Origin of the sequence: Streptococcus sp. A22 (assembly GCF_043674215.1) — a bacterium.
In the GTDB taxonomy this organism is placed as follows: domain Bacteria; phylum Bacillota; class Bacilli; order Lactobacillales; family Streptococcaceae; genus Streptococcus; species Streptococcus suis_V.
Genome location: NZ_JBIMJQ010000025.1, coordinates 1 through 23,283, shown reverse-complemented (window position 1 = coordinate 23,283; position 23,283 = coordinate 1). Strand labels below are relative to the sequence as shown.

The 23,283-nt window shown below is 43.7% G+C and carries 26 protein-coding genes; 6 read left to right on the top strand and 20 right to left on the bottom strand.

Translation table 11 applies throughout. The features are described from left to right. Window positions 1-4 precede the first annotated feature (4 nt). On the bottom strand, window positions 5-703 hold the full coding sequence (locus tag ACHBHN_RS09390) for a GntR family transcriptional regulator (RefSeq protein ID WP_105123328.1): 699 nt from the start codon (window positions 701-703) through the stop codon (window positions 5-7). Between the two features lie 272 nt (window positions 704-975). Between ACHBHN_RS09390 and guaA the strand changes: the two genes are divergently transcribed. The 5 genes from guaA to ACHBHN_RS09365 all read left to right on the top strand — a co-directional run bounded on the left by guaA (window position 976) and on the right by ACHBHN_RS09365 (window position 5,354). Beyond that, the gene (gene guaA / locus ACHBHN_RS09385; protein WP_394733967.1) at window positions 976-2,526 is read left to right on the top strand and encodes a glutamine-hydrolyzing GMP synthase; all 1,551 of its coding nucleotides are present in this window, start codon (window positions 976-978) and stop codon (window positions 2,524-2,526) included. A gap of 162 nt (window positions 2,527-2,688) precedes the next feature. Beyond that, entirely contained in the window at window positions 2,689-3,093 is a 405-nt protein-coding gene (locus tag ACHBHN_RS09380; RefSeq protein WP_161943416.1) for an MFS transporter, read from the top strand. Then, entirely contained in the window at window positions 2,979-3,635 is a 657-nt protein-coding gene (locus tag ACHBHN_RS09375) for an MFS transporter (RefSeq protein WP_105123331.1), read from the top strand. Before ACHBHN_RS09380 ends, ACHBHN_RS09375 begins: the two co-directional genes overlap by 115 nt. A gap of 46 nt (window positions 3,636-3,681) precedes the next feature. Next, window positions 3,682-4,398, top strand: a complete 717-nt coding sequence (locus tag ACHBHN_RS09370) for a glycerophosphodiester phosphodiesterase family protein (protein WP_105123332.1) — start codon at window positions 3,682-3,684, stop codon at window positions 4,396-4,398. 83 nt (window positions 4,399-4,481) lie between these two features. Next, the gene (locus ACHBHN_RS09365) at window positions 4,482-5,354 is read left to right on the top strand and encodes a hypothetical protein (protein WP_172074678.1); all 873 of its coding nucleotides are present in this window, start codon (window positions 4,482-4,484) and stop codon (window positions 5,352-5,354) included. Between the two features lie 60 nt (window positions 5,355-5,414). On the opposite strand, the gene ACHBHN_RS09360 is transcribed toward ACHBHN_RS09365, so the two are convergent. The 11 genes from ACHBHN_RS09360 to ACHBHN_RS09310 all read right to left on the bottom strand — a co-directional run bounded on the left by ACHBHN_RS09360 (window position 5,415) and on the right by ACHBHN_RS09310 (window position 14,543). Then, window positions 5,415-5,828, bottom strand: a complete 414-nt coding sequence (locus tag ACHBHN_RS09360; RefSeq protein WP_394732862.1) for a hypothetical protein — start codon at window positions 5,826-5,828, stop codon at window positions 5,415-5,417. A gap of 11 nt (window positions 5,829-5,839) precedes the next feature. Beyond that, window positions 5,840-6,598 carry an SDR family NAD(P)-dependent oxidoreductase gene (locus ACHBHN_RS09355; protein WP_394732861.1) on the bottom strand — a complete coding sequence of 253 codons (759 nt, stop codon included), beginning with the start codon at window positions 6,596-6,598 and terminating at the stop codon, window positions 5,840-5,842. Between the two features lie 52 nt (window positions 6,599-6,650). Next, window positions 6,651-7,250 carry a lysozyme family protein gene (locus ACHBHN_RS09350; protein WP_105123334.1) on the bottom strand — a complete coding sequence of 200 codons (600 nt, stop codon included), beginning with the start codon at window positions 7,248-7,250 and terminating at the stop codon, window positions 6,651-6,653. Next, window positions 7,251-8,225, bottom strand: a complete 975-nt coding sequence (locus ACHBHN_RS09345) for a nucleoid-associated protein (protein WP_105123335.1) — start codon at window positions 8,223-8,225, stop codon at window positions 7,251-7,253. A gap of 2 nt (window positions 8,226-8,227) precedes the next feature. Next, window positions 8,228-9,484 carry a serine hydroxymethyltransferase gene (gene glyA / locus ACHBHN_RS09340; RefSeq protein WP_105123336.1) on the bottom strand — a complete coding sequence of 419 codons (1,257 nt, stop codon included), beginning with the start codon at window positions 9,482-9,484 and terminating at the stop codon, window positions 8,228-8,230. 33 nt (window positions 9,485-9,517) lie between these two features. Beyond that, window positions 9,518-10,114: an L-threonylcarbamoyladenylate synthase gene (locus ACHBHN_RS09335; protein ID WP_105123381.1), complete on the bottom strand. Its 597-nt coding sequence runs from the start codon at window positions 10,112-10,114 to the stop codon at window positions 9,518-9,520. Further along, a complete protein-coding gene (gene prmC, locus ACHBHN_RS09330; RefSeq protein ID WP_105123337.1) occupies window positions 10,107-10,940 on the bottom strand; it encodes a peptide chain release factor N(5)-glutamine methyltransferase in 834 nt (277 codons plus the stop codon). The genes ACHBHN_RS09335 and prmC overlap by 8 nt, the downstream gene beginning before the upstream one ends. After that, the gene (gene prfA, locus ACHBHN_RS09325; protein ID WP_105123338.1) at window positions 10,940-12,019 is read right to left on the bottom strand and encodes a peptide chain release factor 1; all 1,080 of its coding nucleotides are present in this window, start codon (window positions 12,017-12,019) and stop codon (window positions 10,940-10,942) included. The genes prmC and prfA overlap by 1 nt, the downstream gene beginning before the upstream one ends. Window positions 12,020-12,307: 288 nt before the next feature. Next, a complete protein-coding gene (locus tag ACHBHN_RS09320; protein WP_105123339.1) occupies window positions 12,308-12,877 on the bottom strand; it encodes a thymidine kinase in 570 nt (189 codons plus the stop codon). Between the two features lie 98 nt (window positions 12,878-12,975). Next, complete coding sequence (locus tag ACHBHN_RS09315; protein WP_105123340.1) at window positions 12,976-13,194, bottom strand: hypothetical protein; 219 nt, start codon at window positions 13,192-13,194, stop codon at window positions 12,976-12,978. Window positions 13,195-13,214: 20 nt separating this feature from the next. Beyond that, complete coding sequence (locus ACHBHN_RS09310) at window positions 13,215-14,543, bottom strand: excalibur calcium-binding domain-containing protein (RefSeq protein ID WP_105123341.1); 1,329 nt, start codon at window positions 14,541-14,543, stop codon at window positions 13,215-13,217. A gap of 121 nt (window positions 14,544-14,664) precedes the next feature. Here ACHBHN_RS09310 and ACHBHN_RS09305 point away from each other — a divergent pair, with 121 nt between their 5' ends. Then, window positions 14,665-14,847, top strand: coding sequence for a 4-oxalocrotonate tautomerase (locus ACHBHN_RS09305; RefSeq protein WP_024413156.1), 183 nt, complete (start codon window positions 14,665-14,667; stop codon window positions 14,845-14,847). Window positions 14,848-14,885: 38 nt separating this feature from the next. Here the strand turns inward: ACHBHN_RS09305 and ACHBHN_RS09300 are convergent, their stop codons facing one another. From ACHBHN_RS09300 to murB, 8 genes are all read right to left on the bottom strand, one after another. After that, complete coding sequence (locus tag ACHBHN_RS09300) at window positions 14,886-16,229, bottom strand: MATE family efflux transporter (protein ID WP_394733969.1); 1,344 nt, start codon at window positions 16,227-16,229, stop codon at window positions 14,886-14,888. A gap of 83 nt (window positions 16,230-16,312) precedes the next feature. After that, on the bottom strand, window positions 16,313-17,296 hold the full coding sequence (guaC, locus tag ACHBHN_RS09295) for a GMP reductase (protein ID WP_105160907.1): 984 nt from the start codon (window positions 17,294-17,296) through the stop codon (window positions 16,313-16,315). A 284-nt stretch (window positions 17,297-17,580) separates the two neighbouring features. Beyond that, a complete protein-coding gene (nth, locus tag ACHBHN_RS09290; protein WP_394733966.1) occupies window positions 17,581-18,204 on the bottom strand; it encodes an endonuclease III in 624 nt (207 codons plus the stop codon). A 91-nt stretch (window positions 18,205-18,295) separates the two neighbouring features. Next, window positions 18,296-19,366, bottom strand: coding sequence for an extracellular solute-binding protein (locus tag ACHBHN_RS09285; protein ID WP_172095598.1), 1,071 nt, complete (start codon window positions 19,364-19,366; stop codon window positions 18,296-18,298). Continuing rightward, entirely contained in the window at window positions 19,366-20,136 is a 771-nt protein-coding gene (locus ACHBHN_RS09280; protein ID WP_105110146.1) for an ABC transporter permease, read from the bottom strand. The genes ACHBHN_RS09285 and ACHBHN_RS09280 overlap by 1 nt, the downstream gene beginning before the upstream one ends. Continuing rightward, window positions 20,137-20,937: an ABC transporter permease gene (locus ACHBHN_RS09275; RefSeq protein ID WP_105160896.1), complete on the bottom strand. Its 801-nt coding sequence runs from the start codon at window positions 20,935-20,937 to the stop codon at window positions 20,137-20,139. Then, window positions 20,921-22,075, bottom strand: a complete 1,155-nt coding sequence (locus ACHBHN_RS09270) for an ABC transporter ATP-binding protein (RefSeq protein ID WP_105137431.1) — start codon at window positions 22,073-22,075, stop codon at window positions 20,921-20,923. Before ACHBHN_RS09270 ends, ACHBHN_RS09275 begins: the two co-directional genes overlap by 17 nt. Before the next feature lie 133 nt (window positions 22,076-22,208). Continuing rightward, a complete protein-coding gene (gene murB / locus ACHBHN_RS09265) occupies window positions 22,209-23,108 on the bottom strand; it encodes a UDP-N-acetylmuramate dehydrogenase (RefSeq protein ID WP_105110143.1) in 900 nt (299 codons plus the stop codon). Window positions 23,109-23,283 lie beyond the last annotated feature (175 nt).

The following is a 23,283-nucleotide window of genomic DNA, read 5'->3' as shown; positions in this document are numbered from 1 at the left end:
TTTCCTAATTATTCTCCAAATAAAACTCAAAGCGTTCGCCAACGTACTGGCTGTTCACAAATTCAAAGGCCTGGCCGTCATCCAGGTAGGAAACCTGCCTCAGAGCCAAAATTGGCTGATTTTTGCTGATGTCTAGGTAGTTAGCCACCTTCTCATTGGCCAGCCGTGCAAAAATGGTCTGCTTGCTGGTGCCGATTTTATAGCCATTGTCCGTCAAGGTCTTGAAGAAATGGTTGGTCACTTCCTCCTTGGGAACGCTTTTAATCAGACGCTCCGGAATGCTGGCAACTTCATAAACGACAGGGACATTATCAGCATAGCGAACCCGTTCCATCCGGACGACATATTCCCCCTTGGTCAAGGCTAGCTGTTCAACTTCTTTCTCATTTGGTTTGGTTCGAGTATAAGACAAGAGCTTGCTACTCGGCTTTTTGCCCTGCAAGAGAACCAACTCTGTAAAGGAGGTCGTGCCGCGCATCTTTTCTTGAACCCGAGTGCTGGCCACATAGGTGCCGGAACCGACCTTACGCTGGAGCACTCCTTCTTCGACCAGGAGGGTGATGCCTTGGCGCAGGGTCATGCGGGAAACGCCGAACTCATCGGACAGGTCACGCTCGCTGGGCAGGCGCTGGCCAATCTTCCAAACACCCTGGTCAATCTGCTCCTTAATCTTATCGTGAATGGTAATATATGCTGCTTTCATTTGTCAAACCTCTCTCCGTCTAGTCTACCAAAATTAGACCAATTTTACAAAGGTCAGCTGTTTTTTATGAGTAAAAATAAGGCAGGCAAACAATGACTGGTAATCTGCTTTAATAAAATGAGTAAAATCTAGAAAAAAACGAACATGGGATTTCAAAAAAATCGCCATAGTTTGGAAAACTGATAATTGGCAAATATAGTTTGGAAAATGTTCGTATTTATGGTAAAATAGCTATCAGTATTTGAATGATTTTCAAATGGAAAGGGAAAAACATGACAAAACAAGATGTCCAAAAAATTATCGTTCTGGATTATGGTAGCCAGTACAACCAGCTGATTTCACGTCGCATCCGTGAATTCGGTGTCTTTTCAGAACTGAAAAACCACAAAATTACTGCTGAGGAGGTCCGCCAAATCAATCCGATTGGTATCGTTCTTTCTGGTGGGCCAAACTCAGTTTACGCGGAAAATGCCTTTGACATTGACTCAGAAATTTTTGAACTGGGGATTCCAATTTTGGGGATTTGCTACGGTATGCAGCTAATTACCCATAAATTGGGCGGTAAGGTGGTGCCTGCTAGCGAGGCTGGTAACCGTGAATATGGTCAGTCAACACTTGAACTCAAGGCTGAGTCTGCTCTTTTTGCTGACACTCCTTCTGAGCAATTGGTTCTTATGAGCCACGGTGACGCTGTGACGGAAATTCCAGCTGACTTCCACTTGGTCGGTCTGTCTACGGATTGCCCTTATGCTGCCATTGAAAATATCGAACGTCGCATCTACGGTATCCAGTTCCACCCAGAAGTTCGTCATTCCGTATACGGTAATGACATCTTGAAGAATTTTGCCTTTGGTATCTGTGGTGCGCGTGGTGACTGGACCATGGAAAACTTCATCGAGACTGAAATCGAGAAAATCCGTGCAACTGTTGGAGACAAGAAGGTTCTTCTGGGTCTGTCTGGCGGTGTGGACTCGTCTGTTGTCGGTGTCCTTCTGCAACGTGCAATCGGTGACCAGTTGACCTGTATCTTCGTTGACCATGGTCTTCTTCGTAAGAATGAAGGCAAACAGGTTATGGAGATGTTGGGTGGCAAATTCGGTCTCAATATCATTCGCGTAGACGCTTCTAAACGTTTCCTAGATTTGCTTGCTGGCGTATCTGACCCTGAGAAGAAACGTAAAATCATCGGCAATGAATTTGTTTACGTATTTGACGACGAGGCAAGCAAGCTGACAGATGTAAAATTCCTGGCTCAAGGCACGCTTTACACCGATATTATCGAGTCTGGGACGGATACGGCTGAGACAATCAAGTCTCACCACAATGTGGGCGGACTTCCAGAGGATATGCAATTTGAGTTGATTGAGCCGCTCAATACCCTCTTCAAGGATGAAGTACGTGCGCTAGGTACGGCACTCGGTATGCCTGATGAGGTTGTGTGGCGTCAGCCATTCCCAGGTCCTGGACTGGCTATCCGTATCATGGGCGAAATCACCGAGGAAAAACTCTACACTGTCCGTGAGTCAGACGCTATCCTCCGTGAGGAAATTGCCAAGGCTGGCCTGGACCGTGATGTGTGGCAGTATTTCACGGTCAATACTGGAGTTCGTTCGGTAGGTGTCATGGGAGACGGTCGTACTTATGACTATACCATTGCTATCCGTGCTATCACTTCTGTCGATGGCATGACAGCTGACTTTGCTAAGCTTCCGTGGGATGTCCTTCAAAAAATCTCTGTCCGCATCGTCAACGAAGTCGACCACGTCAACCGCATCGTCTACGACATTACAAGCAAACCACCAGCAACAGTTGAGTGGGAATAGAATAAGTTACTCAAAAAACCGCATGAAATAAAGTGTTTCATCGGTTTTCTTTTATCGTTAGCACCAGTTTAGCACCAAAATATAAAAACTACCAAAATTAATGGTAGCTCATCCTACTTAAAAGCAAATATATTCTTTCTCTCTTTCTCCTACCCTATTTTGGTGCCTTTCTGGCTCTTCAATCTTGGCTTGGGACTTGTCTTATTTGCCATGTCCATTTCTCGGGCTCCTGCTATTGCCCTCATGCCCGATTTGACATCCAAGCCTTTGCGTAGCAAGGCTAATGCCATCATCAATCTTATGGGTGCTGTCGGTGCAATTCTAACGCTCATTGCCCTAGCCCTGCTGGTCGATAAGTCAGACCAGCCTGACTATACTGACCTCTTCCTGACAGTTGGACTCATTTTGCTAGTCAGCTTTGCCATTCTCCGCTGGAAAATTGATGAGAAAAAATGGCCATCCCAGTCCAAAACGAAGAGTACAAGACTAGAGGAACGGGCGAGCTCGACAAGGAAGTCAAGATTTCCCTTTTTTTCCTGCTGGTGTCCATCTTCCTGTGGTTCATAGCCTACAACGGCATTACGACTGCTTTTTCACGCTATGCTATCGCTGTCTGGGACATGGATGCTGGCCAGGTGGCACGCTCGCTCATGCTGGCTGCTATTGCAGCAATCATTACCTATATTCCCTCTGGATTTTTAGGGACAAAAATCGGTCGCAGAAAGGCGATTTTATTAGGAATTTGCCTGTTTTCCACGACCTATCTTCTCGGTATCATCCTGGCCACTTTTTCAGCCCTGGTCTATCTGTCTTTTGCTATTATGGGGGTGGGTTGGGCCTTCATCAATGTTAATTCCCTGCCTATGATTGTAGAGATGAGTCATGTTGCGGATGTGGGCAAGTACACTGGCATGTACTACACTGCCTCTATGGCGGCGCAGATTGTGACTCCCTTCTCATGGAGTTGCTGGGATTGCCCTATTTCCCTATGCCCTCCTCTTCTCCATCCTGTCCTTCCTGACCATGATTTTAGTCCGGCACGGGGATTATTCCTAGAAAGGTTGCTATGCTTTATTTACTCGGATTCCTCATTCTCATTGGTTTATTGATTTTTTTGCTCAAACCTCGCATGGGGCGGGTTGACTTTGGTCCTTTCTGGGCTGGGATTATGCTCACAGGGGTTTTTATGATAATAGCGGAGCTGCACCGGAAAATAGTCTGGCAGCCTATGCTCTAGCTGTGCAGAAAGGCTACGGTATCGAGTTTGACATCCGGATGACCAAGGACAAGGAACTAGTCCTCATCCATGACCCCAGCTTGCTTAGAACCTCTGGCATTGACCAAAATATCGAAGATTGCCACTATCAAGAACTGCAAAAATACAAGCTTTTAAATAGCCAAGAAGGCATTCCTCGCCTAGCTGATATCTTGGATCTGGTAGCAGGCAAGGTGCCTCTCATCGTAGAAATCAAGTCGGAGAGCAGGGACGTTCTGGAAGTCTGTCAGCGCGTGACCAGCTATCTGGACAGCTACACAGGAGCTTTTATGGTGGAATCCTTCAATCCCCTGGTTGTCGCCTATTTTAAAAAACATCGCCCTAACTATATTCGTGGACAATTGTCTGGTGATTTAAGTGGGCAAAAGGGGCTGATTTACTTTGCTATCAAGCACCTGCTGACTAATTGTCTCACACGACCAGACTTTATCACCTACGAGCATGAATTTCAGAAAAATCCATCGCTCAATCTAATTCGCCTGCTCTTTCGCATCCCTCTGGTGGTCTATACAGTAAAGACCCCTCAAGCATACATTAGCAATAAAAAACGCTTTGACATACAAATCTTTGAAGGCTTTGATTCCAAGGAAATGTAGTCAGAGCATTTCTTTTTAAAAATAAGTTTAACAAGTTTTACTTTTAACTGGATTTGCAGAAAATTTTCTGCTATACTGGTTTTATGAAAAAAATGAAACTTGGACAACTCCTGGATTTACCCACTTTTCACCAATTATACAGCATTCCTATCGAAAGAAAAGCCGAACAGCATGAGAATTATATAATCGTTTTTAGCCAGGGCGAAACGCTTTTTGTAGACAGCCAGAGTGAGAACGGTCAGACTTCCCAAGCCCGCTTTGCCAGTCATTTTACAAGGGAGCAACTCCTGATTGGCCTTGGTGCAGTCCCTCTCGATAGCTTGGATACCTGCCGTATCCTTGACATCCAGCCAAATATCAGCCATAGAGGTGCTACGACACCTTATTTGCTGGAAAACTATGGTAGCTTGCCTCATTTTAAGAAAATGGCAGAGCGTTACCGAGTTCATGAACGGTCGATCATCTTTGACCCCTACCGCTATTCTTACACGGTAGATGAGAAAAAAATTGCCAAGGACAGAGGATTTACAATCGTTGACCAGAAGGATTACGAAAAAATCCGTGATTTCAAGCCTTTCTTGCAAACCAATCGTGGCACGATCTATGCCCTTCCCTGTACGTATCATGACATCAAACGCCAGCAAGAAACCAAGATTTATATCATGGGCTGGTATTTTTATAACCAGCAAATCAAAATCTCCTGGAAACCGTCCCATTCACGAAAGGCCCGATGGCGCTCCTCGATCATCTTTATTGACAAGATTACTGATAAATTCTTCTTTCAAGGAGAACTCTATAAAAAGGGAAGCTTCCCAATATTCCTAGAAAATCTAGCCCTTTCCACTGGAACCTCTCAAAAATTCCCCGCAGTTAAACAGACCTATGACCACTTCTTGGACACAGTAAACCAGCAGAAAATTGGAACCGGTGTACGGAAAAGTAAAAACTGGGCATGAAACCCAGTTTTAGAATATTTACCTGTAGAGCTAAAGGACATTCAAATCTTCAGCTGTTTCTTATGGCTGGTGGACCAGTTGGTTTTCCTTATCATAGATTTTGCCATTTTGGTAGACCCAGTAGAGCGAACCGTCATTCCCTTGTAGCAGATTATAGGGAATAGACTCTGTCCGAGTATAATTTCCTTCAATGACAATCCAATCCTTGTCGCCTAAGATCATTTTGGCATAGTCAATGGTATCCTGCCCACTCTCTAGTTGGATCCCTATGTTTAATTCTGAAAAATCTTTTCCAGAAACTTTTGTGGTCTCAGAGCTACTGGTGCTAGTTGAACTACTTGCCCTTGTCGATGAAGAGCTGCTAGATGGGGAACTGCTGGTGCTTATCTGCCCTATTCTTGTTTTATTGGTGCAGGCACCTAAGAACATGGCAGATAGAAGTAAGATGGATAAACTGTTTCCAAACTTTCTCATAGCAAGACCTCCTACTCACGGTGAATGGTAAATCCTGTTGCTTGCTTGGTGGCCATGATCGTCATATCTGAAATCTGCACATGGGCTGGTTGATTCGTTATAAAAATGGTGCAGTTGGCAATATCTTCTGCCTGAAGTGCATCAATCCCTTGGTAAACTGTTGCTGCTCGCTCCTTGTCTCCATGGAAACGCACCTGGCTGAAGTCCGTCTCCACAATTCCTGGTTGCAATGTTGTCACCTTGATGTTTTTATCAATGGTATCAATGCGGATACCGTCGCTCAAGACCTTGACAGCAGACTTGGTTGCAGCATAAACAGCCGCACCTGCATAGGCATAAATCCCAGCAGTTGAGCCGATATTGATGATGTGACCATTATTGTTTTCTACCATTTGTGGCAAAATCTGGCGGGTCACAGTCAACAGACCACGAACATTGGTATCAATCATAGTCAACATATCAGCCAAATCATATTCTTGGAACTTATCCAGTCCCAAAGCCAGACCAGCATTGTTGACCAAGACGTCCAACTGTCCAACTTCTTTCATAATCTGCTGGCACTGCTCTATAACTTCTTCTACATTTGTTACATCAAACACAGCCAAAGTCACATTGATGCTAAAACTTGTTTCCAAGTCCTTTTTAATCGTTTCTAGCTGTTCCTTCCGGCGCCCAGTAATAACTACATTATCACCGTTTTTGGCAAAGGCATATGCAATGGCCTTCCCAATTCCGCTACTTGCACCAGTAATCATACAGGTTCTTGTCATCTTGGCACACCTCCGTTCATATTTCTATTATAACACTTTTTAAGAGGGAGGGTTAAAAAAGATTGATAAGGCGCATCAGATACATGTTAAATTGGACCTGGCGTGAATAGTACATATTGCCCCCGTTGACATAGAGCTTGCCGCCATTGACAAGAGCAAGTGGATGCCAGTAGGTATAAGTTTCTAGACTAGTATTACCCAAACTTGGTGCGACTACTGTTTTGGAATACTCCTCAGCCAAATTCAGGGAGTTCTCACCTCCATTTGCAGCCACATAATCAATATAGGTCTGCCCAAAATTGTAGGCCTGAACTGCCGTCCAAACATCCACCCCACGTTCTCCTGCCAGCTGCAAATTCTGACTGAGATAGATAACACCTTGGCGGATGCTCTCCTTGCTATCTGTAATGGCATTAATGTAGCCTGTCGCAGATTCACTGGACTGCATAACGTCGACCTGTTTTCCCTTTGTCTCTGTATAAATCATAGCCAGTACCAATTCTTCATTTGCTGCGGTATCATTTTCAGCCAGGACTTCTTGGACCAAGGGCTGAAAAGTCATGACCTGCTCAACCGCATGATAGGTCTGGTACAATTGATAACAAAGAAAAACAAGGACGACAAGAAAAATCGTTCTTGTAATTTTTTTCATTTATTTACTCTTAATATCTTCGATGTTTTTAATCAAAATGGAGTAGGTTCCGTTAGGATTTTGGATGAACTCCACCGACTCTGCATCCTCATAGACTGAATTCGGTACAATCAGCTCGATGCCATTTGATAGGGACAATTTCTGATTTTCAAATTTTTTGAGCTGACGGCTGGCATCAATCTCATCAAAGGAAACCTTGTCTGGGATGACTTCCTTCAGCTGGTCGACAAAATTCAAGCGGGCTGTGAGATTGTTGTCAAAAAGCTGGTCGGCCAATTTCTCAGGCGATAACTCATTGTCCTCTTCCAAATGATTATAGATAGCCGACTTGACCTTGGACTGGAATTGGAAATCCCCTTGATGAAAACTATCCGCAATTTTTTGTGCGGTCTGCTCAAGGGCCTTAATGGATTTTTTGGCAGAATGGGCTGGCGTAACTTGCAAAAGATTATCTGAAAAATAGTTGAGAAAGGCTCCGTTGTGCTTGATTCTCTTCTCAATCAGGTGGTATTTGTAGGTCTGCAAGTTGATGATGAGGGCTTCGTCAGGTGCGGAGCCTGGACCAGGCAGATTGTTCTGGGTAATCTTCAACGGGCTGTCGCTTTCCGAGCCAACGTGGGCCAGGTTTTCACGCAGAGAAATCCGCAAAAATCCAAAATGTTCAATTCCATTTTTCTCAAAAGCCACAAAAATCAAGTCATTGGTCTTAAGGTTTTCAGAAATTGAAAACTCTTCCTTCCAGAGATTGGCAATTTTGACCGAATTTTCCATCAGATTTCCTGACAGATTTTCTAGGAAGGGATTTTCCGAATCAAATTGGCCAGTTTTGGCCTCGTCTGAAAAGACACGTTCAATTTTTTTGCGTAAATATTCTTCTATTTTAGGACTGACAGTCAAAAGCTGGTCGGCAAGGACCAGCTCTGTATCGTCAGGACTAAATTGATGTATGATTGCTTGTTTTACAAATATATCCATTTTTAATTTTCATAGAGTGGGAAGCGGTCTGTCAAGCTGCGAACATCTTGGCGGACTTGTTCCAACACAGTTTCATTTTCAGCATTTTTCAAGGCTGTAATGATGAAGTTAGCTACCTGGCGGCACTCTTTTTCCTTGAAACCACGAGCTGTCACAGCCGCTGTCCCGATACGAATACCAGAGGTCTTAAATGGAGACAGGGTTTCAAAAGGAATAGAGTTCTTGTTAAGGGTAATGCTTACTTCATCCAGCAAGTTTTGGGCAACTTTTCCGTTTTCAACGACTTTGGTCACATCAACTAAGAAGACATGGTTGTCTGTTCCACCAGAAATAACACGGAAATTCTCGTCAGCTTTGAAGACATCTGCCATAGCCTGACAGTTTTTGATAATCTGGCTTGCGTAGTCTTTGAAGGATGGGTCCAAGTTTTCCTTGAAGGCAACAGCCTTAGCAGCAATAACGTGCTCCAATGGACCACCCTGCATACCTGGGAAAACTGCAGAATTGATTTTCTTAGCCAATTCTTCGTCGTTGGTCAAAATCAAGCCACCACGAGGGCCACGAAGGGTCTTATGAGTGGTTGTGGTAACAATATGTGCATGTGGAACGGGATTTGGATGAAGACCAGCTGCAACAAGACCTGCGATATGAGCCATATCTACCATCAAGTAAGCACCAACTTCATCAGCAATTGCACGGAATTTTTCAAAATCAATGGTACGAGAATAGGCAGATGCACCTGCAACAATCAATTTGGGTGAGACTTCTTTTGCACGAGCCAAAATTGCATCGTAGTTCAAGACTTCTGTCTCCTTATCAACACCATAAGCTACGAAATTGTAAGTCTTACCTGAGAAGTTGACAGGAGAACCGTGGGTCAGGTGACCACCAGCAGACAAATCCATACCCAAAACAGTATCGCCTGGCTGAATGAGCGCCATATAGGCTGCAGCATTAGCCTGGCTACCAGAATGCGGTTGTACATTGGCAAAGTTAGCACCGAAAATTTCCTTAGCGCGCTCAATAGCAAGATTTTCAATCACGTCAACCACTTCTGTACCACCGTAATAACGTTTACCAGGGTATCCTTCCGCGTATTTATTAGTAAGAATAGATCCCTGAGCTGCCATAACAGCCTTAGAAACGACATTTTCAGAGGCAATCAATTCAATATTGTGTTGCTGACGATCTTCCTCGTCCTTAATCGCATCCCAAAGTTCTTTGTCAAATTCTTTATAATCAACTATATCGAAAATCATCTATGATACTCCTATTTTATGGTTAGACGTGGGTCAATCTGCAAATTCAATTTCAGGTACAGCAGCCAAAATTTCTTCCTTGGTGATGGCACCTTGACGCAAAATTCGTGCTTGCTGACCAGAAAGGTCCAAAATGGTCGAATCTACACCAGTCAGGGCTTGATCATCCTCAAAGCCAACCAGCTCTTGAGAAAACTGGGCCTGAATATCCTGGAAATACCTTCCGCTTTCTTTTCCTGATAAATTAGCAGATGGACCAATGAGAGGGCCAATCATGTTTATCAATTGTAAGGTTTTTTCGTGCTTTGGCACCCGAAAACCTACAGTTGCCAGACCCGAATTTATCCAAACAGGAACATTTTCGTTCGATTTTAGGATAATTGTTAGGGGACCAGGCATAAAACTATTATACACTTTTTCAAGAAAAAAGGGAGGATTTTGACTAAAATAATGAATATCGTTCAGGGTTGACACATTTAGGTTCATAGCCTTGTCACGCGGACGTTGTTTGAGCTCGTAAACATGATTGACAGCGGTTTCCGACAGGGCCTTGGCAAAAAGCCCGTAGACGGTCTCCGTCGGCATAATGACTGCACCGTCGTTTTCAATTATTGTTCGGAATTTATCCATTATCATCAGCAACCACCTTTCTATCCTGGCCAAACTGGTCCTTCAGTACTCGGACATTTTTTTCTGGGAAATGCTGACGCAGCAAATCAGACACCTGCTGCCCTTGTTTGTAGCCAATTTCAAAGTAGATTTTTCCATTATTAGTCAAAAATTGACCAGCTTGCTCAATGATATTTCGATAGATAGCCAAGCCATCTTCTTCTGCAAAGAGCGCTACATGTGGCTCTGATGCAAGGACATTTAGCCCGACCTCAGCCTTATCATCTGGCGAAATATAGGGCGGATTGGAGACGATGATGTCAAAGGTTCCAGAAATATTTTCAAACAAATCGGACAGGATAAACTGGACGTCAACCTTGTTGCGCTCAGCATTTTCCTGGGCTAAAGTCAGTGCGTCGGGTGAAATATCTACTGCAACTACATCCCAATCTGCTCTAGCATGAGCAAGAGAAACCGCAATAGCACCGCTGCCAGCTCCAATGTCCAAAACTCGTAAATTAGCTCTGCTATTTTCCGACAAAACCAAATCAACCAACTCCTCTGTCTCAGGTCTCGGAATGAGCACCCGCTCGTCCACCTTGAAACGCAATCCGTGAAAGTCCTCGTAACCAAGGATGTACTGAGCTGGCTGATGCGCTTTGAGCTGCTGAAAAATCTGCTCGATTACATCCCGCTCCTCAGCCGACACTTCTTGACGAAGTAGCAAGACAAAGGCGGTCAGATCAAGATTTTTCAGACCTCGATAGACAAAAGAGAGGCTCTCAGGCTCCTCTCCCACTGCCAAAAGCTCTGCCTCATAGACAGAAAAAAGTTGGGCGTATGTCATTACTTATTCAGCTCTTCCAGTTTTTGCGTTTGATCATAGAGTACCAAGGCATCGACAACCTCATCCATCTTACCAGACAAAATGGTGTCCAGTTTTTGCAGGGTAAGACCGATACGGTGGTCGGTCACACGGTTTTGCGGGAAGTTGTAAGTACGAATCCGCTCCGAACGGTCACCAGTGCCGATGGTTGACTTGCGCTCAGCATCTTGCTCGTCTTGGGCAATTTGGGCAAAATGGTCAGCCACACGCGCTCGGATGATTTTCATAGCCTTGTCACGGTTCTTTTGCTGGGTACGCTCTTCCTGCATTTCGACCTTAATGTTGGTCGGCAAGTGAACGATACGAACGGCAGTCGCCACCTTGTTGACGTTCTGACCACCAGCACCAGAGGCATGGTAAATGTCGACACGAAGGTCTTTTGGATCGATGTCATATTCCACTTCTTCTACTTCTGGCATAATTAGGACAGTTGCTGTTGAGGTGTGGACACGACCTTGGCTTTCTGTCACAGGGACACGTTGGACACGATGTGCTCCTGATTCATACTTGAGTTTTGAATAAACGGATTGACCAGAGACCATGGCAACTACTTCCTTGATACCGCCGACACCATTATAAGAAGCCTCCATGACTTCAAAGCGCCAGCCTTGGCTTTCTGCGTATTTTTGGTACATGGTCAACAAATCGCCAGCAAAAAGTGCGGCCTCATCACCACCAGCTGCACCACGAATTTCCAAGATAATGTTCTTGTCATCGTTAGGGTCTTTTGGTAAAAGAAGGATTTTGAGCTTTTCTTCATAAGCCTCTTTATCAGCCTTAGCTTGTTTGAGTTCTTCCTTAGCCATTTCTTCCAAATCAGCATCGCCAGAAGATTCTTTAATCATCTCTTCTGCATCGATAATGTTTTGAAGTACAGTCTTATATTCGCGGTAGGCTGTTACTGTATCACGAGTCGTAGCTTCTTCCTTAGACAACTCCATAAAACGCTTGGTATCGCTGACCACATCCGGGTCAGACAACAATTCACCAAGTTCCTCGTAGCGATCTTCCACCGCCTGTAATTGATCGTAGATGTTCATAAAATTAAGATACAAAGCCCGTTAAACAAGCACAGTCAAAATAGGAATTTCGGCCAAGTGTTACAAACACTTGGAGAAATTATCTTTTTGACACAGCTTGTAGGGCGTGTTCGATTCCTTTCTGTAATATGTAGGTCAAGAAACAGGCACAGTTCGTAGCCCGAATTCAGTTCCTTTCTTAAAATTTGGAAGGAACACACTTCTAGTTATCTTATATGCGTGTTCCATTCCGATCTCTAAATATGGACAGATTTGTAATTCCATATTTCTTTTTATGATTCAAAATGGCTAAATTTCTGGCGAAAAATAATGTTTGCGGCAAACTGGGATATAGGTTTCGTTGCCTCCGATTTGTATTTGCTCTCCCTCGTAGGTCGGTTTGCCGTCCTGAGTTCGCAAGACCATGGTTGCTTTCTTTGAGCAATACTGGCAAATGGTTTTGATTTCTTCAATCTTGTCCGACAAGAGTAACAAATGTTTCGAGCCTTCAAACAATTCATTTCTAAAATCATTTTTAAGACCGAAGGCCATAACTGGCACACCGAGTTCGTCTACCACACGGGCCAGGTCATAGACGTGATGACGTCGGAGAAACTGAGCCTCGTCGATGAGGACACAATAAGGAAGCGGGTCCATTTTCTCAATATAACCAAATACATCCATCTGGTCGTCAATGGCCACCGCATCTCTTCTCATACCAATTCGACTAGAAACGATTCCGAAAGCATCACGGGTATCCAGTGCCGAAGTCATAATGACAACGGGTTTTCCCTGCTCCTCGTAGTTGTGGGCTACCTTGAGAATTTCAATGGTCTTACCAGAGTTCATGGTACCGTATTTATAGTATAATTGAGCCATTTTTCCTCTTCCGTTCTAAAATTTCACTTCCTCCATTTTATCATAAAATCACTATTATGGGAAAGAGAAAAACAAGCCCAGTTGAGCTTGTTTGGAAATCATGGCCACATGAATAAATTTAAAACCAACTCTAATAGCATCTCACCCCATTTGGGCTTCCATTTATAGAGAACCAGGATGGTGTAAATAGCAGAAAACAATGTTATGGTTACCAGTATGGGTCCGATGATGGTGCTGATTGGAAACACTGCCATTGCAAAATAAAGGGTAAATAGACCTAGTAACAAAGCTAAGATGATGCGGTATGCAGGTTTCATAACAGTCCCTCCTGTTTTATCTACTCGCAACCAATTCCGTCGCCATCTCTGTCTAGGTGACTTCCATAACCAGGTTGACCTTGATAGACCGGAGCTGCTCCTGCTGCTCTCGCTGCCTTACAGTTCGGATAGTAAACATTGCTCGCAGGTGCTTGCGCAAAACCATGGATTTGACCTTGTGATTGAGCCGCCGCTTGAGCCTGGGCTGCAGCTTGCTCTTCAGCAATTCGTTTGGCCTCAGCCGCCTGGCGCTCTTCCTCCTCTTTACGAGCCTTTTCTGCGATAGCCTTCTCAGCATTCCAGTATTTGATGACAACCTTGCTATTTTTCTTATAAACAGTATCCTTCTGGGAATCCCAAGCCTTCCCATCTATTTCAATAACGCTCACCTGACCATTTTTACTGATATCATCTGTTTCGGTAGCAACTTCGGAAATCTGAGTGAAGCCCGCAGCAGTAAATAACTCCTTATTTTTTTCTACTGTTGCATTTGAAATATTCTTAGGTACTTCAGCAAAGTTTGAAAAATCATAGTAACTGATGACGATTGGCGTTGCTTTTTTTAAGATAATATCTTGCTTGGTATCTAGTCTTAGTTTCTCACCATCTACTGTAATATCGCGGATGGTCCCGTGTTTTGATTTGTCCTTTTCTTCAATTTTATCCCACTTTACCTGTGTAAATCCGACTTCAGTCAGGGATTTTTCTAAATCTGCCTTATTTTTAGTCTCCAAAGCATCCTGTGGAAATTTCAAATTGTCCTTGCTAGCATCAAAATAAGTTACTTTGACAGGAAGACTTGTCGAATAAAAGTAGCCTTTCTGATAGGAATAGAGACCAATTTCCAAATTCTCTACTTGATCGTGCTTGTCATTATTTCCATCTGCCAACAACATAACAGAAGATAGCTCAATATTGTCAAACCCTGCCTCTGTCAACTCTTTTTCAAGCTCAGTGACATTTCCAGGATAGGAAAGATTGCTTATTTCAACCGCATCATCTTTCGGGGCATGATAAGATATGGAAATCGGTACATTTTTTGAGGCAGTCCCTTCTTTCCATTCTTCGCCATCAACAAGAACAACTTCTACCTTACTACTTTCATCAATTTTTCCGTACTCTAAATCTGCAATTTTTAAACTTTCCTTGATATTTTCAAATCCAGCCTCTTTATAGATTTGTAGAACTTTTTCAATAGGTTGGCCGTAAACTTGTTCTTTCGCCGGCAACTCAGCAGTCGTCAATTGAATTCCTGCAACACTTGTTACCAGCAAACCACCTACTACAGTAGCTGTTTTTCTGTTGAAAATCTTTCTGATTTTACCTTGATTTTTAATCTTACCTAGCATATCTATCTCCTTTCTTTCACAATATTATTATATAGAACAAAGGATAAAATTGCAATTATTTATAAAATACTTGAATAATTTTTTTACTGTGATAAAATATTCAACAAAAAGGAGAATTTATATGCCATTTGTACGTATTGATTTATTTGAAGGTCGCACTGAGGAGCAAAAAATTGCCCTAGCTCGTGAGGTGACAGAGGTTGTTTCGCGTAATACCAACGCCCCGAAGGAAGCTATCCATGTCTTTATTAACGACATGAAAGAGGGAACTTATTTCCCGCATGGCGAAATGAAACGCAAATAAGTAAAAACTGACTTGTCTTCTTTCAAGTCAGCTTTTTCTTATTGCTTATCATTTTTTACAATATATCGTAAGCGTAGATTCAAGGAAATCCCGCAGGTGAATATCCCGACAATCAAGCCAATCCAGTAAGCTTTTGGTCCCAAGTCCGTCAGACTATCCAGCAACCAGGCAATAGGGAAGGTCATGGACCAGTAGGACACCAGGCCTAGCACAAAGGGAAAGGTGGTGTCCTTGTAGCCCCGTAAAATCCCCTGAATCGGTGCTGTAAAGGCATCTGCCAGTTGGAAAAAGAGGGCAAAGACCAGGAAGTCAGATGTTAAGGCGATAAATTCAGGTTCTATACCATAAAGACCTGCTACCATTTCCCGATTAAAATAAAGGAAAGTCAAGGTCAGACTGGCAAAGAGAACGGCTGTCAAGCGGCCAATCAGACTGTACTGCTGGACATCTTTCAGGCGTTTTGCCCCGTGTTCGTAGGAAACCAGAATAGGCAGGGCCATGGAAATGCTGAGCGGGAAGGCATACATGAGAGTCGCAAAATTCATAGCTGCCTGGTGGGCCGCAATGGTCTGCGCAGAATATTTGGACATGTAGAGCCCGACCACTGCAAAAATGGCTACTTCTGCGAAAACCTGCAGACCGATGGGAAGACCGATTTTTACCCCTTCTTTGAGCATGGCAGGATTAAAGGATGTCCAGTCCCACACTTGGTAGGATGCAATCCGCTTATTTTTCCTCATGACCAGGACAACCACTGCTAAGACTGCCCAATAAGCCAAAGCAGTCCCAAGTCCAGCACCTGATCCGCCCAGGGCCGGCAGTCCCAATTTCCCATAAATCAAGAAATAGTTAAAGAGGGTGTTAAAGGGAACCAGGAGCAACATGAGGTACATGGACAGTCGGGTCAGACCGAGGGCATCGAAAAAGGACCGGCAGACGCTGAAGATGAGAAAAGGCGGGATGCCAATGGAAATATAGTAGAGATAGGACAGAGCAACTCCTGCAACTTCAACATCTAAGCCCAGCCAGCTCAAAATAGGCCTAGCAAAAACAAAGACCAAGATATACAAAATTAAGGCCAAAAAGCCAGACAAATAGACAAACTGGTGAAATTCTTCGCGAATCTTGTTCTTATCGCCCTTGCCCAGATGATGGCCGATAATGGGAACCAAAGCCGACACAATCCCTGTTAAAAAGGAGAAAAATGGGTTCCACAAACTGGTCGCCATAGAAACACCCGCCAAATCAAGGGTACTAAACTGTCCCGTCATCATGGTATCGATGAAAGAAGCCGAAAAGTTAGCAAATTGATAAATCAAAATCGGCAGAAAAATTTTTAGAAAGAGAAGAAACTTTTCTTTTATTGTTTTAGTTGGATACATAATCGGTCCTTTAATCTTAGTCAATCTATTGTTTCAAGAAAAGGACCTGCACTGCAAGTCCTCTATTTCATTACAAACATAAATTAAATCGAATCGCCGTTCCAGATGGAATTTTTCACGACGACATAGTCCACATGGCGCAGGCTGTTCAAATCACGACCACCTGCGTAAGAAATGGATGACTGCAGGTCCTGTTCCATTTCCACCAAAGTATCCTTGAGATGCCCCTTAGCTGGCAGGAGAATTTTCTTGCCTTCTACATTTTTATAAGCACCTTTTTGATACTCAGAGGCCGAGCCGTAGTATTCTTTGAATTTCTCTCCGTCCACTTCAATGGTTTTACCCGGACTTTCAATATGCCCTGCAAAGAGGGAACCAATCATGACCATGCTGGCACCGAAACGGATGGATTTGGCAATGTCACCATGCGTACGGATACCACCATCCGCAATAATGGGTTTACGAGCCGCTTTAGCACACCAACGAAGGGCTGCTAGCTGCCAACCACCTGTACCAAAGCCTGTCTTAACCTTAGTAATACATACTTTACCCGGACCAATGCCGACCTTGGTTGCGTCAGCACCCGCATTCTCCAACTCACGAACCGCTTCAGGCGTCCCAACATTTCCTGCGATAACAAATGTCTCTGGTAACTCTTTCTTAATATGCTTGATCATCTTGATGACACTGTCCGCATGACCATGCGCAATGTCAATGGTGATAAATTCGGGCACATCGTTTTTCAAGCTAGTCACAAAATCATATTCATAGTCTTTGACACCGACGGAAATAGAAGCAATCAAACCTTGGTCATGCATCCGTTTGATAAAGGGAATGCGTCCTTCTTCGTCAAAACGGTGCATAATGTAGAAATAACCGTCCTTAGCCAGCATCTCCGCCACATCCTCATCAATAATGGTCTGCATATTGGCCGGAACTACAGGAAGTTTGAAACTATACTTGCCCAAAGTCACCGTCGTATCCGCCTCAGAACGGCTGTTGATAATACACTTGTTGGGAATTAACTGAATATCCTCATAGTCAAATACCGGCATTTCGTTGTACATAGCTTTACCTCATTTTCTGAACTATCTTCCGAAAAATACATTGTTTTTTCGTTTTTTAATCAACTTACAGTATAAATTATATACTATCGTTTGGTTTTTGTCAAATATAAAACCATACAGATGAATGAAGTTCGTTTATTCTCGTTTATTCAACGTTTAGAACGTCACTTCATTCGTATTATTCGATTTTTGAGAATATTTTAGAACAAATTCAAAAAAACATTCTTGTTTTCTGAATGAAATTGCCCAAACAACCGAAAAAATCTCCAAAAACTGAAGATTTTTTAATCAAATTCATATAACTGCGGAAATTTTGCACATTCTGGATTTTTCGGATGGCAGACTTCCCGTCCAAAATAAATCATGGCCTGATGGGCTGGGAGCCAGAGTTCTGGTGGCAAAACTTCCGTGACCCGCTTTTCTGTTTCCAGTGGCGTAGCGGATTTTTTAACAATATCATGGTGTTTGCATATGCGACCGACATGCGTATCCACCGCAAAAGCTGGGATGCCAAAGCCGACACTCATGACGACGTTGGCGGTCTTTCGCCCTACTCCAGCCAAACTTTCCAATTCTTCACGCGTCTGTGGCACCACTCCGCCGAATTGATCCAACAACTGCTGGGCGCATTCTTTGAGGAATTTAGCCTTGTTACGGTAAAGACCCAAGCGTGAAATATAGGGCTCAATGTCTTTGACCTCGGCTGCTGCCATAGCCTCTGGTGTTGGATAGGCCTCAAACAAGGCAGGTGTTGCCTTATTGACCGCCGCATCTGTCGTCTGAGCAGACAACATGACCGCTACCAGCAGTTCAAAATGATTTCTAAAATCCAAACTTGGCTTGGCGTCTGGATAGAGGGCAATAATTTCTTCAATCACTTTTCGTGCACGTTTTTTTGATAATACCATGTAAACCTCTTTCTTGATTGTTTACATTATACCACGAAATCTATTTTCCTTAACTTAAAAAACACTTGGTCCGTTAACCAAGTGTTATCTTCTACTTCCGATACATTTTAAATTGTAGGAAGAGGTCATTATAGAGACCGAGCATTTCCTTACCCAGATTATCATAGACTTCCATCTCTTTCATGGTTTCCTCGGAAGGATAGAAAGCCTCGTCATTTTGAGTTTCTTCATCCAACATAGCCTTGGCTGCAGGAATCGGCGTTGAGTAGCCAACATATTCCGCATTGCGCAGGGCATTTTCAGGACGAAGCATGAAGCTCATAAAGGCATGGGCCCCGTCGATGTTCTTGGCTGTCTTTGGAATTACCATATTATCAAACCAGAGGTTAGAACCTTTTGACGGTACGACATAGTGCAGGTTTTCATTGCCATCCAGCATTTCACTAGCCTCACCTGAGAAACTGACAGCAATAGCCGCCGCATCCTGAATCATGTAACCCTTGATTTCATCAGCAACAATAGCTTTGACATTCGGAGTCAAGTTATAGAGATGTTCCGCAGCTTGGGCAATTTCAGCCTTATCCTGCGAATTGAGACTGTAGCCGAGAGATTGTAGACCAAAGCCCATAACCTCACGGACACCGTCAATCAGCATGATATTGTCACGATATTCCTCAGACCACAAATCCTCCCATTCCTGTGGCGGATTGTCAACCATGGTTTCATTGTAAACAATTCCCAGGGTTCCCCAGAAATAAGGAATGGAATAATCATTGTTCTCATCAAAGCTGAGCCCCATAAATTGCGGGTCGATATTTTCCAATCCCTCAATTTTCGACTTATCCAACTTGATCAGCATATCTTCTTCAGCCATCTTAGAAATCATGTACTCAGACGGCACAGCCAAGTCATAGGTTGTCCCACCCTGCTGAATCTTTGTGTACATGGACTCGTTGGAATCAAAGGTCTGGTAATCAACCTGGATACCGGTTTCGGCGGTAAATTCGTCCAACAATTCTGGGTCGATATAATCACCCCAGTTATAGATGACCAATTTATCAGTGGTTCCTTGGGTAGAATCAGCCTCTAGTTTGCTAGAAATTCCCCAAAGCACGAGAATGATAGCAAGAATACCAACAAAAAATGATGTCAACCGTTTCATTAGTTTGCCTCCTTCTCACGCGAAATAAAGTAATAACCTACGACAAGCACAATACTGAAGAGGAAGACCAGGGTGGACAGGGCATTGATTTCCAAAGAAATCCCCTGACGAGCCCGTGAGTAAATCTCAACAGACAGGTTTGAGTAGCCGTTTCCTGTGACAAAGAAGGTCACGGCAAAATCATCCAGCGAGTAGGTAAAGGCCATGAAGTAGCCTGCAATAATGGCTGGAGTCAAATAAGGCAACATGATTTCTCGGAGCATTTGTGGTTGCGTTGCCCCCAAGTCATAGGCTGCGGAAATCATATCAGCATTCATTTCTTTGAGTCGTGGCAAGACCATGAGGACCACAATCGGAATCGAAAAGGCAATGTGGCTGAGTAAAACAGAGACAAAGCCCAGCTGGAAACCAATCATGGTAAAGAGAATCAGGAAACTCGCACCAATCATAACGTCCGGTGCTACCATGAGGATATTGTTGACCGATAAAAGGGCATTCTGAAACTTCTGCTTGGACTGGTAGATATAAATGGCACCGAAGGTCCCGATAATTGTCGCAATGAGCGAGCTGAGGAAGGCTAAAAAGAAGGTTTGAGCCAAAATCAGCATCAGGCGACTATCTCCCAGCATGGCTGAGAAATGCTCTAACGTAAAACCAGTAAAGCCATTCATATCTCCACCTTCATTGAAGGCATAGAAAATCAAATAGAAAATTGGCAGATACAAGACAAGGAAGGCAATGGTTAGATAAATCTTTGCAAACTTTTTCATTTATTTCTTCCTCTCTTTCGTTAGCCACATAATGGCCAGCATGGCAAGAATCAAGACGACACCAATGGTGGAGCCCATGCCCCAGTTCTGGGTTGTCAAGAAATGCTGCTCAATGGCTGTACCCAGCGTAATCACACGGTTACCACCGATAAGGCGGGTCAACATAAACAAGCTCAAACTTGGGATAAAGACCGCCTGCACACCTGAACGAACACCATTCATGGACAGAGGAAAAATAACTTTTGTAAAGGTCTGCCAAGGAGTTGCTCCCAAATCTCGACTAGCATTGATAAGATTAGGATCTAAATCATCCAAGGCATTGAAAATCGGCAAAATCATGAAAGGAATTTCAATATAAGCCGCAACAGTGATAAATGAAAAATCTGTAAAGAGAATTTGCTGGGCACCCAGGCCAATAAATTCCAAGAACTGATTGACCGAGCCGTGTTGACCAAAAATCCCGATAAAGGCATAGGCCTTAAGCAAGAGGTTGACCCAAGTCGGCAGGATTATCAACATGAGCCAGAGTTGCTTGTGCTTGAGCTTGGTCAAAAAATAGGCTGTTGGATAGGATACCAGCAAAGTAACCAAGGTAATCAAACCTGCGTAAAAAATGGAGTTAAAACTCATCCGCAAGTAAGTATTATTTGGCGAGTTAAAGTAGGTTTGGTAGTTGGCTAGGGTAAAATTGTCATGAATATCAAAGAATGACTTAAAGACAATCAGGGCAACAGGCGCCAGTACAAAGAGGAAAACCCATAAAGCATAGGGGATGGCAAAGAGCTTAGAGGTTTTCTTCATTGCGTTCCTCCTCAATGGCATTGATCAAGCCATCTTCCACTTCTTCGACTTCTACATATTCCTCGATACGGGCATCAAATTCTTCTTCCGTTTCGTTGAGACGCATGATATGGATGTCTTCTGGTTCAAAGTCCAGACCGATGACCTCACCGACAATAGCCTTGCGCGTCGAGTGAATCATCCACTCATTGCCCAAATCATCATAGGCGATGATTTCGTAATGAACCCCACGGAAGAGCTGGGTATCCACCTTAACCTGCAACTTGCCTTCTTCAGGCAGGGTAATCCGCAAATCTTCCGGACGGATGACCACTTGTACCTCTTCATTTGGACGCATACCACCGTCCACAGCCTCAAAACGCTTGCCGTTGAACTCAACCAGGTAGTCCTCAAGCATGCGACCAGGCAGGATATTGGACTCCCCGATAAAGGTCGCTACAAAATGGTTGATTGGCTCATCATAAATGTCAACTGGTGTCCCTGATTGAACAATTTCACCATCATTCATGACGAAAATCCAGTCAGACATAGCCAGCGCCTCTTCTTGGTCGTGAGTAACAAAGACAAAGGTAATGCCCAGACGCTGCTGCAATTCACGCAATTCGTATTGCATCTCGGTCCGTAGTTTCAAGTCAAGAGCTGATAAAGGCTCATCTAGCAAGACAACGCGCGGTTGGTTGATGATTGCACGCGCAATGGCCACACGCTGACGTTGACCTCCAGACAATTTCTGGATGGCACGGTTCTCATAACCAGATAAACGAACCATCTGCAGAGCCTCTTTGACACGGCGATCAATTTCAGCCTTATCAACCTTGCGTAATTTTAGTGGAAAAGCCACATTTTCAAAGACGGTCATATGCGGGAAAAGGGCATATGATTGAAAGACAGTATGGACATCCCGCTTGTTGGTCGGAACATCATTGATCCGCTGTCCATCCAGATAAATGTCACCAGACGTCGCATCCAGGAGACCTGCGATAATATTCAAAATCGTTGATTTACCGGAACCAGAAGCACCAAGCAAAGTATAAAACTTGCCTTCTTCCAGTTCAAAACTAATGTTTTTCAAGACAGTTGTTCCACTGTCCTCGAAGACCTTAGAAACGTCTTTAAATTCAATAATTGGCTTTTTCAATTCTCATAAATTCCTTCTTTAGGTAGACTAACAGATTCCAGGCTCTGTTGGGCCTATACCACCTCGTGGGCAAGAACACTGCCCGTCATATTACCTGCTACGATAAGCCTCACCCCCTCAATTGTACCGATGATTACAAACTATCGCCGATAATCCGAACCTCTCTCTCCAAGGTTACTCCTGAAAATTCTTTGACTGTTTCAATGACATGAGCAATCAAGTTTTCATAATCCTGAGCTGACCCATCCGCTACATTGACCATAAAGCCTGCATGCTTTTCCGAAACTTCCACACCGCCAATACGATGCCCCATGAGACCGGCCTCCATGATGAGCTGGCCAGCAAACATTCCTGGTGGACGCTTAAAGACAGATCCACAAGAAGGGTACTCCAGTGGTTGCTTAAGCTCGCGCAAATGTGTCAATCGGTCCATTTCATATTTGATAACCGGATGATTACCAGGCTTCAAGGCAAATTTGGCAGATAGGACAATTGCCCCATTTTCCTGCAGGATAGATGACCGATAACCAAAGCGCAAATCACGATTGTCCAAGGTTTCGACATAACCAGCAGGAGTTAAAATTTGTGCAGATACCAAGATATGGGCCACTTCACCACCATAAGCACCGGCATTCATATAAACAGCACCGCCGACACTACCAGGAATGCCGCAGGCAAATTCAAAGCCAGTCAAGGAATGAAAGAGGGCAACCTTGGTCGTCTCAATCAGGTTGGCACCTGCCTCAGCCTCAATCGTATAGCCAGAAACCGTCACTGAGTTAAGCTTATCCATCCTGATAACAAAGCCCCTGATGCCACCATCACGGACGATAATATTACTAGAATTTCCTAAAACCTGCCAGGGAATACCTTCACGATTGGCAAATTCTACGATGCGTACAATCTCATAGCGATTACGTGGAAAAGCCAGGTAGTCTACTGCACCCCCGACTTTTGTATACGTATATTCCTTTAAGGGCTCATCAAATCGAATATCGATTCCCTCAAGCTCCTGTCTAATCTTATCCTTCATTATCATTCTCATTTCAAAAATAGATATACGGTTCATATTATACCAAAAATTTAACTAGATTACGATTATTTTTGGACAATTGCATCAAAAACAAAAAATCCCGCGTTGTAAAATGAAGTGCAACAAAAAAGACATGTTCGTCTGATATACTAGAATTCCCCAACTCAGTATAGAA